Origin of the sequence: Leucobacter allii (assembly GCF_022919155.1) — a bacterium.
Classification (GTDB): Bacteria; Actinomycetota; Actinomycetes; order Actinomycetales; family Microbacteriaceae; genus Leucobacter; species Leucobacter allii.
Map to the genome: position 1 here is coordinate 1,080,445 of NZ_CP095045.1, position 13,632 is coordinate 1,094,076.

Genomic DNA, 13,632 nt, shown 5'->3' on the forward strand with positions numbered 1-13,632 from the left:
CGCGAGCACCGGGCCCTCGCCATGCGCGGCGCGGCGGCGTAGGCTCGGCCCATGAGCAGCGCAGCCGCACCCGATCCGGGCGAGATGCAGGAACTGGAATTCACCGTCTTCGGCTTCATCGCGAAGCCGCCGGCCGAGGTGTACGAGGCCGTCGCCGACCCCGGGATCCTCAGCCGCTACTTCACCACCGGCGGCGCGTCGGGGCGTGCGGAGACCGGCGCGACGGTGCAGTGGGACTTCGCCGACTTCCCCGGGGCCTTCCCGGTCGAGGTGCTCTCGGCCGAGCCGCCCGAGCGGATCGTCCTCCGCTGGGGCGGCGAGCCCGAGGCGACCGTCGACCCGCGGGGGACGGAGGTCGCCTTCGTCTTCACGGGCGTGGACGCGGGCAGCCGCACGGAGGTGCGCATCACCGAGCGCGCCTGGCGCGTGACGGCCGGCGGGGCCCAGGGGGCCTTCGGCAACTGCATGGGGTGGAGCGGGATGCTCGCTGCCATGAAGGCGTGGCTCGAGCACGGCATCAATCTGCGCGAGGGCTTCTACCGCTAGACCGGGGCGCCCGCACTCGGGGAGAATGGGGCCGTGAGCACCGGATCCGCAGCAGACTCCCGCCCCGTCGCGATCGTCACCGGCGCGGGCGCGCCCGACGGCATCGGCATGGCGTGCGCGCGAGCGCTCGCGCCCACCCACCGGCTGATCGTGGCCGCCACGAGCGAGCGCATCCACGCGCGGGCCGATGCGCTCGCGAGCTCGGGCGGCGAGGCCCTCGGCTTCGTGGGAGACCTCACCGATCCCGCGGCGGCCGAAGCGCTCGTGAGCCTCGCGCGTTCGCGGTGGGGTCGGCTCGACGCCCTCGTGAACAACGCCGGCATGGTCTCGGTGACCTCGAGCGACGAGCCCGCGCCGCTCGGCGCCACCACCGACGCGCAGTGGCGGCGCTCGGTCTCGCGGAATCTCGACACCACGTTCCTGGTCTCCCGCGCCGCCCTCGCCCCCATGCGCGAGGCCGGATTCGGCCGCATCGTGAACGTCGGCTCGCTCTCCGGGGCGGTCATGGCCTATCGCGGCGACGCCGCCTACCACGCGGCCAAGGCGGGCATCGTCGGCCTCAGCCGATCCCTCGCGGTCGACTACGCGCGGGCGGGGATCACCTGCAACGTCGTCGCGCCCGGGTGGATCGCCACGGGGTCGGCCACCGCGGAGGAGATCGAGATGGGCTCGCGGACGCCGATGGGCCGTCCCGGACGGCCCGAGGAGGTCGCCTCGCTCGTCGCCTACCTGGTCTCGCCCGCGGCCTCCTACCTCACGGGGCAGGTGCTCGTGGTCGACGGCGGCAACTCGGTGGACGAGGAGCCGGGCGCCGCGCGGTGACGCTGCGGCGCCCGCGGAGGGAGACCCGGCCGATGGCGCGCGCACTGGGGTCTTTCGGGGCGGCGGTGCTACGCTGATACCGCAGACGAACGTCTGCGTCAACGAAGAACCGAGCACGTCGACGGGCGGGCTGGTCTTCGGTGGTGGATCCCCCTGGCGGCCGCGACGAGATGTCGCGTCGGGAGCAGGGTGGCCTTCTACTGAACATCAGCTCCGGTCCACGCGGCCATCGCTGCGGCGACCCGGACTGTCCGTCGCGTGCTCTCGTGAGTAAGGAGAACCCGTGGAGGGTCCTGAAATCAAGTTCGCCGAGGCCGTGCTCGACAACGGCTCGTTCGGCAAGCGCACCATCCGCTTCGAGGCGGGCCGTCTCGCGCAGCAGGCGCAGGGCGCCGTCGCCGCGTACCTCGACGAGGAGACCATGCTCCTCTCGGCGACCAGCGCCTCGAAGCACCCGAAGGATCACTTCGACTTCTTCCCGCTGACCGTCGACGTGGAGGAGCGCTCCTACGCCGCGGGCAAGATCCCCGGCTCCTTCTTCCGTCGCGAGGGCCGCCCGTCGACCGAGGCCATCCTCGTCTGCCGCCTGATCGACCGCCCGCTGCGCCCGTCGTTCGTCGACGGCCTCCGCAACGAGGTGCAGATCGTCGTCACCGTGCTCTCGATCGCGCCCGGCGAGTTCTACGACGCGCTCGCGATCAACGCGGCCTCGATGTCGACGCAGATCTCCGGTCTGCCCTTCTCGGGCCCGATCGCCGGCGTGCGCCTCGCGCTCATCGGCGACCAGTGGGTCGCGTTCCCCACCGCGGAGCAGCTGCAGGACGCCGTCTTCGACCTCATGGTCGCTGGCCGGGTCGTGACGCAGGCCGACGGCACCGAGGACGTCGCGATCATGATGGTCGAGGCCGAGGCGACCGAGGGCTCCTGGAACCTCATCAAGGCCGGCGCGACCAAGCCCGACGAGGCCGTCGTCGCGCAGGGCCTCGAGGCGGCGAAGCCGTTCCTCACCCAGCTCGTGAAGGCGCAGGAGCAGCTCGCCGCGCAGTCGGCGAAGGAGGTGCAGGAGTACCCCGTGTTCCCGCCCTACACCGACGAGGTGTACGCCGCGGTCGAGGCGCTCGCCGAGGGCGAGCTCGCCGGCATCTACCAGATCGCCGACAAGCAGGAGCGTCAGGACGCCGACGACGCGCTGAAGGCCCGCGTCAAGGAGGCCGTCGCCGCCAAGGTCGCGGCGGGCGAGCTCGACGCCTCGGCCGAGGGCCAGGTCTCCGGCGCGTACAAGTCGGTCACCAAGAAGATCGTCCGCGGCCGCATCCTCTCCGAGGGCGCCCGCATCGACGGCCGCGGTCTGCGCGACATCCGCGCGCTCGACGCCGAGGTCCAGGTGATCCCCCGGGTGCACGGCTCGGCGATCTTCCAGCGCGGCGAGACCCAGATCCTGGGCGTCTCCACGCTGAACATGCTGAAGATGGAGCAGCAGATCGACTCGCTGTCGCCCACGACCAGCAAGCGCTACATGCACCACTACAACTTCCCGCCCTACTCGACCGGTGAGACCGGCCGCGTCGGCAGCCCGAAGCGCCGCGAGATCGGCCACGGCTTCCTCGCGGAGCGGGCGCTCGTGCCCGTGCTGCCGAGCCGCGAGGAGTTCCCGTACGCCATCCGCCAGGTCTCCGAGGCGCTCGGCTCCAACGGCTCGACCTCGATGGGGTCGGTCTGCGCGTCGACGCTCTCGCTGCTCAACGCGGGCGTGCCGCTGCGCGCCCCCGTCGCGGGCATCGCGATGGGCCTCGTCTCCGATCAGGTCGACGGCGAGACGCGCTACGCGACCCTCACCGACATCCTGGGCGCGGAGGATGCGCTCGGCGACATGGACTTCAAGGTCGCCGGCACCTCCGAGTTCGTGACGGCCCTCCAGCTCGACACGAAGCTCGACGGGATCCCCTCCGACGTCCTCGCCGGCGCGCTGTCGCAGGCGAAGGAGGCCCGGACGACGATCCTCGACGTCCTCTCGCAGGCGATCGACACCCCCGACGAGATGGCGCCGACCGCGCCGCGCGTCATCTCCGTGCAGATCCCGGTCGCGAAGATCGGCGAGCTCATCGGGCCCAAGGGCAAGACGATCAACGGCATCCAGGACGAGACCGGCGCCGACATCTCGATCGACGACGACGGCACCGTGTACATCGGCGCGGTCGACGGCCCCTCGGCCGAGGCGGCTCGGGCGCAGGTCAACGCCATCGCGAACCCGCAGAACCCCGAGGTCGGGGAGCAGTACCTCGGCACCGTGGTGAAGAACGCCGCCTTCGGCGCGTTCGTCTCCCTGCTCCCGGGCAAGGACGGCCTGCTGCACATCTCCGAGGTGCGCAAGCTCGCCGGCGGCAAGCGCATCGAGAGCGTGGACGACGTGCTCTCGATCGGCCAGAAGGTGCTCGTCAAGATCACCAAGGTCGACGACCGCGGCAAGCTCTCCCTCGAGCCCGTGCTCGAGGAGCAGGCGGAGGCCCCCGCGGCCGAGGCGGCCGAGGAGGCGCCCGCGGCCGAATAGCCCGCTCCGCTCCACGACGTCCGCCCGCCCCGCGCTGCTCGGCAGCCCGGGGTGGGCGGACGTCGTCGTGCCGCCGGTCGCGGCGCACCCGAGGCGCGCCCGACGCGCCCGGCTCGTCCGGCTCGCCCGCCGAGCGCACGGCTGTTCCGTGCGGCTCGCGACCAGGGGCGAGGCCCTAGGCTGGGAGGATGCGCGATCCGATCCTCCTGCCCCTCGACCGCCCCGAGCTGACCGCCGAGCTCGGCGGCGGCACGGTCCGCCGCACGGTGCATCCGAGCGGCCTGCGGGTCCTCACGGAGCGGATGCCGGGGGCGCGCAGCGCATCGATCGGCTTCTGGGTGGGCGTCGGCTCGCGCGATGAGCAGGCCGAGCGGGGGACGCGCCCGGCAGCCTCGGCTCCACGCACTTCCTCGAGCATCTGCTCTTCAAGGGCACGCCGACGCGGGACGCCTTCCAGATCGCCACGAGCTTCGACCGCATCGGCGCCGAGCACAACGCGCTCACCGCGAAGGAGTACACCTGCTACTACGCGAAGGTGCGCGACGCCGACCTCGACGGTGCGGTGACCGTGCTGGCCGACATGGTGACGAACTCGGTGCTCGACGGCGGCGAGTTCGAGAACGAGCGCGAGGTCATCCTCGAGGAGCTCGCGATGGCCGCCGACGATCTCGCCGACGTCGCGAACGAGCGCTTCTTCGAGGCGGTGCTCGGCGAGCACCCGCTCGGCCGGCCGATCGGCGGCCTGCCCGAGACGATCCGCGAGGCGCGCCGCGACGACGTCGACGCGCACTACCGCGGCCGCTACGACCCGGCGACCCTCGTCGTCACCGCCGCGGGCGCCGTCGACCACGATCACCTCGTCGCGCAGATCGTCGCCGCGCTCGACGCCTCGCCCGAGGAGCGCTGGCACACGGATCGGGCCTCCCTGCCCGCCCGTCGCCTCCCGGGCGCCGGTGCGGCGGGGCGCGTCGACGGCGCCGCGATGGCCGACGCGACCGGGGGCGCGGCGTCCGCGGCCGAGGCCCGGCTGCAGCTCACGGAGCGCCCGAGCGAGCAGGTGCACCTCCTCATCGGCACGGAGGGGCTGCGCTCGGGGGATCCGCGGCGCTTCGCCTTCGGGATCATGAACTCCGTGCTCGGCGGCGGCATGTCGAGCCGCCTTTTCCAGGAGATCCGGGAGAAGCGCGGGCTCGCCTACACGGCCTACTCCTTCGGCGCGAGCTACTCGGATTCCGGGGTCTTCGGCATGTACGCGGGATCGGCTCCCGAGAAGGCGGCCGAGGTCGTCGAGCTCAGCCGGGTCGAACTCGGCAGGGTCGCGGACTCGGGGATCACCGAGGAGGAGCACGAGCGGGCGCTCGGGCAGATCGCCGGTTCCTCGGCGCTCGCCCTCGAGGACTCGGACACCCGCATGGGCCGTCTCGCGCGCGCCGAGCTCGGCTCGGGGGAGCTCTACGATCTCGACGCCTCCCTCGAACGCTTCGCCGCCGTCACGGCCGAGGAGATCCGCGAGATCGCGGCGCTGCTCGCGGGGCGGCCGCAGACGGTGGTCGCCGTGGGGGACACCGCGCGATCCGGGCTGGGCGGGGCGCGCCGGTAGGCTGAGGGCATGTCGAAGCGCGTAGCGGTGGCCGGGGCCTCCGGCCGGCTGGGATCACTCATCTGCGAGGTCGTCGAGGCGCACCCCGGCTTCGCGCTCGTCGACCGATTGGGGAGCGCCTCGCCGATCGACGCGGGGGCCGACGCCGAGATCCTCATCGACGCCAGCCACCCCGAGGCGTCGGCGGGGATCGTCGACCGGGCGCTGTCGCGGGGCCAGCAGGTGATCGTGGGGACGAGCGGCTGGTCGGCCGATCGGCTCGCCGTGCTGCGGGATCGGCTCGCGGCCGCCCCGGAGCGCGGCGTCATCGTCGTCCCCAACTTCTCGCTCGGCTCGGTGCTCGGCACCGCGCTCGCGCGCATCGCTGCCCCGTACTTCGACGCCGTCGAGATCATCGAGGCCCACCATCCGAAGAAGGTCGACTCGCCGAGCGGCACCGCCGTGCGCACGGCCGAGATCATCGCCGAGGCGCGCGGCGGCCGGGCGACCGAGGCCCCCTTCGCCGAGCAGCCCGCCCGCGGCGAACTCGTCGCCGGAATCCCGATCCACAGCCTGCGCCTCGCCGGTGTCGTCGCGAAGCAAGAGGTCCGCTTCGGCGGGCCGGGCGAGGTGCTGACGCTCACCCACGACACCCACTCGAACGAGGCCTACCGCGCCGGGATCCGTGCCGCGCTCGAGGCCGCTCCCGGGGCCCGGGGCCTCACGATCGGGCTCGACGCGCTGCTCGGCCTGGACGCCGGGGGCGCCGCGTGAGCGCACGTGCGCGGGCGATCGCCGGGGTCGCCGTCATGAGCGCGCTGCTCGTGCTCTACTTCGTGTTCGCCGGGATCCGTGCGATCGCGCTGCTCGCCTCGGGGGAGGCCGTCCCCGTCGTCATGGGGGCGGCCATGCTCATCCTCCCGCTCATCGGCGCCTGGGCGCTCGGGCGCGAGATCCTCTTCGGCGCGCAGTCCACCGGGCTCGCGGACCGGCTCGAGGCGGAGGGGCTGCTCCCCGAGGAGCCGGTCGCCACGCACCCCTCCGGGCGGCCGGTGCGGGAGGACGCCGACGCGGCGTTCCCGCGCTACCGGGCCGAGACCGAGGCCGATCCGGATTCCTGGCGCGCGTGGATGCGGCTCGGGATCGTCTACGACGCTTGCGGGGACCGCAAGCGCGCCCGCGCGGCGATCCGCGAGGCCATCGCGCTCGCCCGGCGGGACCGCCGCACCGCCACGAACTGAGGAGATCCCCCGCCTCGTCATCGAATTCGAGGGATCGGCACAGTAAACGGGGCGAAATGCAACGGATTCCGATGATTTCCTCAAGAGGATTCGCGAAATGCGGAGCGAGCTGCCTAGAATCGTCGGCGGACCGCACCGGCCTCAGTCGATGAGACTCTGCGCACAGCCCGCCGGTGCCGAAGTGATCCGGGGCTCACGACGCCCCGAGAGAGACGAGCTTCCATGGCAAGCAAGGGCGCACCCGCGAGCCCCCCGACCCGAGCACTCGACTCCGTCAGCGGCATCAGCCGCAAGGGACTGGAGTCGGGCACGGTGACCGTCTTCGGGGCCGTCATCATCGGCCTCTCCGTGTGCGCGCCCGCCTACACGCTCACCTCGGCGGTCGGGCCGGCGGCCCAGGGCGTCGGCTGGCAGACGCCGGCCATCTTCCTCGCGGGCTTCATCCCGATGCTGCTCGTCGCCTTCGGGTACCGCGCACTCAACGATCGCATGCCGGACTCCGGTACCTCATTCACCTGGGCGACGCGCGCCTTCGGCCCGTGGATCGGCTGGATGGCGGGGTGGGGGCTCATCGCCGCGACGGTGCTCGTGCTCTCGAACCTCGCCGGCGTCGCCGTCGACTTCCTCTACGAGACCCTCGCGATCGCGCTCGGCGATCCCGGCATCGCCGACCTCGCCGACAATGTGGGCATCAACATCGTCACCTGCCTCGCCTTCATGGCGCTCGCCACATGGGTGTCGTACTCGGGCATGACCTCGACGAAGATCTTCCAGTACATCACCGTCTTCTTCCAGATGGGCGTAATGGTCTGGTTCATCCTCGCGATGTTCTTCTTCGCGGATCCGAACCCGAACACCGGCGTCCGCTACACCCCGGAACTCTCCTGGTTCAACCCCTTCGCGATCGACGGGCTGAGCGCGTTCGCCGCCGGCCTCGCCGTGTCCATCTTCGTCTACTGGGGCTGGGACACCGTGCTCACCCTCGGCGAGGAGACGAAGCGCTCGAAGGGGCGCATGTCCACCGAGGGCAAGGCGGCCATGATCCTCGTGGCGATCCTGCTCGTGATGTACGTCGGCACGGCGACCGCCACCCTCGTCTGGGCCGGCGTCGGCACCGACAGCTACGGTCTCGCGAACACCTCGATCGCGGAGAACGTGTTCGCCGCGATCTCGCACCCGGTCATGGGCGGGGCCGCGATCCTGCTCACCCTCGGCATTCTCCTCAGCGCGGTCTCCTCCATCAACACGACCGCGATCTCGCCCGCGCGCACCCTGCTCGCGATGTCGCACTACGGCGCGCTGCCCGCATCGATCAAGAAGATCCACCCCAAGCACAAGTCGCCGTACGTCGCCCTGCTGTGGTCCTCCGTCGTCGCGTCGGCCTTCTACGCGATCATGCGCTTCCTCAGCGAGGACGTGCTCTGGGACACCATCACCGCGCTCGGCATGATGGTCTGCTTCTACTACGGCATCACCGCGCTCTCGAGCACGTGGTACTTCCGCAAGACCGCCGGCCGCGAAGGCTTCGGCGCGCTCTGCCTGAAGGTCCTGCTGCCCGGACTCGGCGGCGTCTTCCTGCTGTTCACCTTCGTGCAGACGACCATCGACAGCTTCGATCCGGCCTTCGGCTCCGGGAGCAGCCTCTGGGGCATGGGCCTCGTCGGCGTGCTGGGCGTGCTCGTCCTCGTCATCGGCGTCGTACTGATGCTCGTCTGGTCGCGGAGGTCCCCGGCGTTCTTCCGCGGGCAGGTCATCACCCGCGGCGACGACAGCGAGGGGGCCGACGCCGCGCCGGTCTTCGACGACGGCATCCCCGGCTGAGCGCGGCCGGGGGCGGAGGCGGGGAGCGATGCGACGGGGCGTGCGGCAGTCCGAGCGATCCCTCGCGACCGCCGCGTTCTTCCTCGCCGGGGCCGTCTTCGCCGGCCTGAACGCCGGCTGGCTGCGCGCAGGGGAGGCGCCGCGGCCGGACCTTGTCGCCGTCGCGATCGCCGCGGTGCTCGTCGCGGTCATCGTGCTCCTCCGCGGGCGCCGCTTCTCCCGGGGCGCGGCGCGCACGCTCATGGTGGCGACGATGCTCGTCGTCGTCCCGTCCGCGGTCTTCGCCGTCAACGAGCTGCGCGCCCTCAACACCGGCCTGCTCTTCGCGCCCTTCTTCCTCTACCTCGTCTGGTTCACGCCGATGTGGTTCGCGCGCCTGCTCGGCCTCGGGTGGCTCGCGGCGTACGCGACGATCGTGCTCGTGCGCTTCGGCGCGGATCTCGTCCCCGTGCTCGTCACGCTCACGACGACGGGGGTCGCCCTCGGCGAGCTCATCGGCTCCTTCAAGCGCCGGATCGAGCGGGCCTCGCTCACGGATGCGCTGTGCGAGGTCTGGAACCAGCGCGGCTTCGAGCGCGAGCTGCGGCGGGCGTCGGCGCGAGCCGAGCGCCGCGGGGAACCGCTGTCCCTGCTCTACGTCGACCTCGACGGCTTCAAAGCGGTGAACGACGACCGGGGGCACCTCGCCGGCGACCGCGCGCTCCAGGAGTTCGTGGGCGACATCCGGCCGCGGCTCGGGCGCGACGACGCGATCGGGCGGATCGGCGGGGACGAGTTCGCCGTGCTGCTCGCGGGCCGCGACGCGCGCGAGGCGGCCGGGATCGGCGAGCGCTGGCAGCGCGACGCCGCGCCGATCGCCTGGTCGTTCGGCGTCGCCGAATGGCGGCGGGGCGAGGCGCCGAGGGACTTCGTGTCGCGCGCGGACCTGCGGATGCTGGAGGCGAAACGCGCGCGGAAGCGGGCCGCCGCCGCCTCCGCGCCCGGGGCGGTGCCGGAGGCGGGATCTGCGGCGGTGCCTGGACCGGTTTCTGCGGCGGTGCCGGATCCGGTGTCGGAGGCGGGCGGTAGACTGACGCGCGTGAGTGCGAACGCGATCCCGACCCCCTATGAGGACCTGCTGCGCGAGGTCTACGAGCACGGCGACCCGAAGTCGGACCGCACCGGCACCGGCACTCGCAGCCTCTTCGGCAAGCAGATCCGCTTCGATCTCGCGGAGTCGTTCCCGCTGCTCACCACGAAGCGCGTGCACTTCAAATCCGTCGCGGTCGAACTGCTGTGGTTCCTCCGCGGCGAGAGCAACATCTCCTTCCTGCAGGAGCACGACGTGACGATCTGGGACGAGTGGGCGGACGAGCGCGGCGAGCTCGGCCCCGTCTACGGGGTGCAGTGGCGCTCCTGGCCGACCCCGTCCGGGGAGCACATCGACCAGATCCAGAACGTCATCGATCAGCTGCGGCAGAACCCCGACTCGCGCCGCATCATCGTGTCGGCCTGGAACGTGGCGGATCTGGGCGAGATGGCGCTCGCGCCCTGCCATGCCTTCTTCCAGTTCTACGTCGCCGACGGCAAGCTCTCCTGCCAGCTCTACCAGCGCTCGGCCGACATGTTCCTCGGCGTCCCGTTCAACATCGCGAGCTACGCGCTGCTCACCCTCATGGTGGCGCAGCAGACCGGCCTCGAGCCCGGCGAGTTCGTGTGGACGGGCGGCGATTGCCACATTTACGACAACCACGTGGAGCAGGTCGAGCGGCAGCTCGCCCGGGAGCCGTTCCCGTATCCGCGGATCGCGATCCGGAAGGCCGATTCGATCTTCGACTACGCGCTCGAGGACTTCGAGGTGCTCGACTACCGGCACCACCCGGGCATCAAGGCTCCGGTGGCGGTGTAGCCGTGCGGCTCGGGATGGTGTGGGCGGAGGCCCGCGGCGCCGGCGGGCGGGGCGCCATCGGCCGCGGCGGCACCATGCCGTGGCGGCTCCCCGAGGATCTCGCGCATTTCAAGCGCGTGACGCTCGGTGCGCCCGTGATCATGGGGCGGCGCACCTGGGAGTCGCTCCCCGAGCGCTTCCGTCCGCTGCCCGGGCGCACGAATCTCGTCGTCACGCGCGCCGCGGAACTCGACGCGCCCGGGGCGGTCGTCGTCCGATCGCTCGAGGACGCGGTCGCGCGCGCCGCGGAGGCCGCGGGATCGTCCGGGACTCGCGCGGCCGAGTCCACGAGTGCGCACGCGCCCCGCACCGACGCTTCCGGGGCCGATGCGGATGCGGATGCGGACGCGCCTGGGACGGCCGCGCCCGCGGACGAGGCCTCCGACACCGCCTGGATCATGGGCGGCGGCTCGCTCTACGCCGCGGCCATGCCGCTCGCCGATGAGCTGATCGTCACGCGGATCGATCTCGAGGTGCCGGATGCCGACACCTTCGCCCCGCCGATCGGCTCCGAGTGGACGCTCGTCGACCCCGGGGAACCGCTCGTCTCGCGGTCGGGCCTCGGCTACCGCTTCGAGCGCTGGCACCGCGCCTGAGCGGCGCTCCCTCGCGCGCCCGATGTCCTGTCGCGCGCGTCCCGACTGGCCTGCGATGCACGCGAACGGGCCTGAACTCGTGACGTGAGCCCCGTTCGCGTGAATTCCGCGGGGTCTCGGGCGTTTGGAGTGGCGGGCGTGCCGGGGCGCGACGAGCCGGGCGGGGCGTTCAGTGCGTGGGCGCGTGGAGGTAGCGGGCGAGGCCGCGGGGCACCGGACGGGGGTCGCGGCCGAGGAAGGCGAGCATGCGCGCCCCGGTGCTCGAGAGCTGCGCGTCGAAGAAGTCCTCCCGGTGCAGTCGCAGCACGGCGAAGCCCTCCTCGCGCACCTGGTCGAGCCTGCGCTCGTCGCGGAGATACTGCCGACGATCCGTGCGATGCTGCTCGCCGTCGTACTCGACGATGCGCCTGCGCTCGCGGTCCGCGGCATCGAACCGTCCGATGAAACGCCCCCGCCGATCGCGGATCACGGCCTGCAGCTCCAGCGTGTCGTTCCCGAGCTTCGCGAGTTCGAGATGCATGAGCGTCTCCATGCGGGACTCGGCGCCGGCTCTGGCCGCCTGCAGCGCCATGCGCAGCTTCTGGATCCCCGCGCCGCGGCTGCGAGCGGCCAGCGCGATCAGCTCCGCGTGCGCGATGAGCGGGCTCCCGCCGCGGACCGGCGCGATGAGGTGATCGGCGGCGACCACGAGCTCCCGGAACGCGAGCAGCGGCGCCGCCTGGATCAGGGCGATGCCCGGCGGCACGCAGGGGAGGAGGCGCCCGCTCGCCCGGATGACGTGCGGGGCGAAGGGCACCGCGGTGCTGTGCCCGTGGACACCGGCGGTTCTCGCCGGCCCGTGCGGTCGCGGGATCACGACGTGGACCTCGACGCGGGTGAGGCGGATCGGGGCGCCGTGCAGCAGGAGCGCGGTCGTGCCGCTGAAGAGCTCGCCCCGCTCGGCCCTGAGCAGCGGCAGGTACGCGACGGCCGAATGCAGCAGCCGCAGACGCAGCGGGTCCGGGGAGGATCCGGCGCCGTCGGCTCGATCCGCCGCCGCGCGGACCCCGCGGTACGGGCGCAGAAGGTCGCGTCCGCGCAGGCGGTCGTCGGTGAGCCCGGCGGCGCGGCCCTCGCGCACCGAGAACGGCGCGAGCCGGAGACGGGGCGGTAGCGGCTGCGGGTGTCGCGACATGCTCCGATGCTGCCCCGGCGCAGCGCGGATCCCGTGATATCCACAGGGCGCACCCGACGCACGCGGGCTCGGCGCGCCTGTGAGCGGCATCCGCTCCGCCCGATGCGGCTGCGGAATTCACGCGCGGCGGGGCGACTGCGCGGAATGCGCCCGCTTCGCGTCATCCGCGGCGCTTTCCCCCCCCGGGGGGGGGAGAGGAGCGGGGACGGTGCCGCGACGCGCCCCGGGAGCAGGGGCGGAGCCCCGGGCCGCCCGAGGGAGTGCGGAGGGGCGGAGCCGCCTGGGCGCCCGGAGCCGAAAGGTCCGGTAGCCTAGGAGGGTGGCACACCAGGAAAACCCCTTCGGTCAGGTCCTCGTCGCGCTCGTCACGCCCTTCCAGGCCGACGGCGAAGTCGATTGGGCCGCGACCGAGAAGCACATCGACGACTGCATCCAGAGCGGCGCCGACGGCATCGTGGTCACCGGGACGACCGGCGAGACCTCGACGCTGACGGACCCCGAGAAGATCAGGCTCGTCGAGGTCGCGAAGTCGGTGTCCGCGGGCCGCGCCAAGATCATCACGGGCGGCGGCTCCAACGAGACCGCGCACGCCATCGAGCTCTACCGCGCCAGCGAGCGGGCCGGGGCCGACGGCGTCATGATCGTCACGCCGTACTACAACAAGCCGACGCAGGCGGGCCTGCTCACGCACTTCCGCCTCGTCGCCGATGCGACCGACCTCCCGGTGATCCTCTACGACATCCCCGGCCGCACGGGCGTGCCCATCATGTACGAGACGATCCTCCGCCTCGCCAAGCACCCCAACATCCTCGCCGTGAAGGACGCCAAGGGCGACCTCAGCGAGGTGAGCCGCGTGCTCAACCAGACCGACCTCATGTACTTCTCCGGGGACGACGCGAACGTGCTCCCCGAGCTGGCGATCGGCGCGACCGGCCTCATCGGCGTCACGGCGAACATCGCCTCGGCGCCGTACCGCGCCATCATCGACGCGGTCAACGCCGGCGACCTGCACACCGCGCGCGACATGCACCAGCGGCTCGAGCCGCTCGTGCGCGCCGTCATGACGCACGTGCCCGGTACTGTGTCGACGAAGTACATCCTGCACGGGCTCGGCCGCATCGGCAGCCCCCGTGTCCGACTGCCCCTCGTGGGTCCGGAGGAGTGGGAGGCCGCCCTCATCGAGGACGAGCTCTCCCTCGTGACGGACGTCCCGGGCGTCGATTTCTCGAACTTCAGGCCGGACCGCAACGCGGCTGCCGGCGGTGCCCTGCCCCAGATCGCAGGCACCACCCGCTAATAACAGGAGGCCCAGTGCCCAACCCCCCATCACCCCGCCCGCACTCGAAGCGGGCACCCTCCGCGTCACGCCGCTCGGCGG

10 protein-coding genes and 2 pseudogenes are annotated in these 13,632 nt (G+C 72.3%); 11 read left to right on the forward strand and 1 reads right to left on the reverse strand.

What is annotated here, in order from left to right; translation table 11 throughout:
* Window positions 1-51 precede the first annotated feature (51 nt).
* From MUN78_RS05020 to MUN78_RS05065, 10 genes and pseudogenes are all read left to right on the forward strand, one after another.
* Window positions 52-546 carry an SRPBCC domain-containing protein gene (locus MUN78_RS05020; protein WP_244693441.1) on the forward strand — a complete coding sequence of 165 codons (495 nt, stop codon included), beginning with the start codon at window positions 52-54 and terminating at the stop codon, window positions 544-546.
* Window positions 547-579: 33 nt separating this feature from the next.
* Window positions 580-1,368: an SDR family NAD(P)-dependent oxidoreductase gene (locus tag MUN78_RS05025; RefSeq protein ID WP_244693442.1), complete on the forward strand. Its 789-nt coding sequence runs from the start codon at window positions 580-582 to the stop codon at window positions 1,366-1,368.
* A 283-nt stretch (window positions 1,369-1,651) separates the two neighbouring features.
* Window positions 1,652-3,916 (forward strand): polyribonucleotide nucleotidyltransferase, encoded by a 2,265-nt coding sequence (locus tag MUN78_RS05030; protein WP_244729221.1) that lies wholly within the window; start codon window positions 1,652-1,654, stop codon window positions 3,914-3,916.
* Between the two features lie 188 nt (window positions 3,917-4,104).
* A pseudogene (locus MUN78_RS05035) lies at window positions 4,105-5,516 on the forward strand (M16 family metallopeptidase).
* A gap of 9 nt (window positions 5,517-5,525) precedes the next feature.
* Entirely contained in the window at window positions 5,526-6,269 is a 744-nt protein-coding gene (gene dapB / locus MUN78_RS05040; protein ID WP_244729223.1) for a 4-hydroxy-tetrahydrodipicolinate reductase, read from the forward strand.
* On the forward strand, window positions 6,266-6,736 hold the full coding sequence (locus tag MUN78_RS05045) for a hypothetical protein (RefSeq protein WP_244729226.1): 471 nt from the start codon (window positions 6,266-6,268) through the stop codon (window positions 6,734-6,736). The genes dapB and MUN78_RS05045 overlap by 4 nt, the downstream gene beginning before the upstream one ends.
* A 222-nt stretch (window positions 6,737-6,958) precedes the next feature.
* Window positions 6,959-8,557, forward strand: a complete 1,599-nt coding sequence (locus MUN78_RS05050; RefSeq protein ID WP_244729227.1) for an APC family permease — start codon at window positions 6,959-6,961, stop codon at window positions 8,555-8,557.
* A gap of 361 nt (window positions 8,558-8,918) precedes the next feature.
* Window positions 8,919-9,461, forward strand: a pseudogene (locus tag MUN78_RS05055) (GGDEF domain-containing protein); the annotation flags it as partial.
* A gap of 174 nt (window positions 9,462-9,635) precedes the next feature.
* The gene (locus tag MUN78_RS05060; protein ID WP_244730009.1) at window positions 9,636-10,445 is read left to right on the forward strand and encodes a thymidylate synthase; all 810 of its coding nucleotides are present in this window, start codon (window positions 9,636-9,638) and stop codon (window positions 10,443-10,445) included.
* A gap of 2 nt (window positions 10,446-10,447) precedes the next feature.
* On the forward strand, window positions 10,448-11,080 hold the full coding sequence (locus tag MUN78_RS05065) for a dihydrofolate reductase (protein WP_346730614.1): 633 nt from the start codon (window positions 10,448-10,450) through the stop codon (window positions 11,078-11,080).
* Between the two features lie 169 nt (window positions 11,081-11,249).
* Here MUN78_RS05065 and MUN78_RS05070 read toward each other — a convergent pair whose 3' ends face one another.
* Window positions 11,250-12,254 (reverse strand): DUF559 domain-containing protein, encoded by a 1,005-nt coding sequence (locus MUN78_RS05070; protein ID WP_244729229.1) that lies wholly within the window; start codon window positions 12,252-12,254, stop codon window positions 11,250-11,252.
* Between the two features lie 319 nt (window positions 12,255-12,573).
* Between MUN78_RS05070 and dapA the strand changes: the two genes are divergently transcribed.
* On the forward strand, window positions 12,574-13,551 hold the full coding sequence (gene dapA, locus MUN78_RS05075) for a 4-hydroxy-tetrahydrodipicolinate synthase (RefSeq protein WP_244693450.1): 978 nt from the start codon (window positions 12,574-12,576) through the stop codon (window positions 13,549-13,551).
* The last annotated feature ends 81 nt before the right edge of the window (window positions 13,552-13,632 follow it).

Excerpts from the sequence above, each read along its gene's own strand:
- MUN78_RS05020 (WP_244693441.1), top strand. The coding sequence starts at position 52 with ATGAGCAGCGCAGCCGCACCCGATCCGGGCGAGATGCAGGAACTGGAA.
- dapB (WP_244729223.1), top strand. The coding sequence starts at position 5,526 with ATGTCGAAGCGCGTAGCGGTGGCCGGGGCCTCCGGCCGGCTGGGATCA.
- MUN78_RS05050 (WP_244729227.1), top strand. The coding sequence starts at position 6,959 with ATGGCAAGCAAGGGCGCACCCGCGAGCCCCCCGACCCGAGCACTCGAC.
- MUN78_RS05070 (WP_244729229.1), bottom strand. The coding sequence starts at position 12,254 with ATGTCGCGACACCCGCAGCCGCTACCGCCCCGTCTCCGGCTCGCGCCG.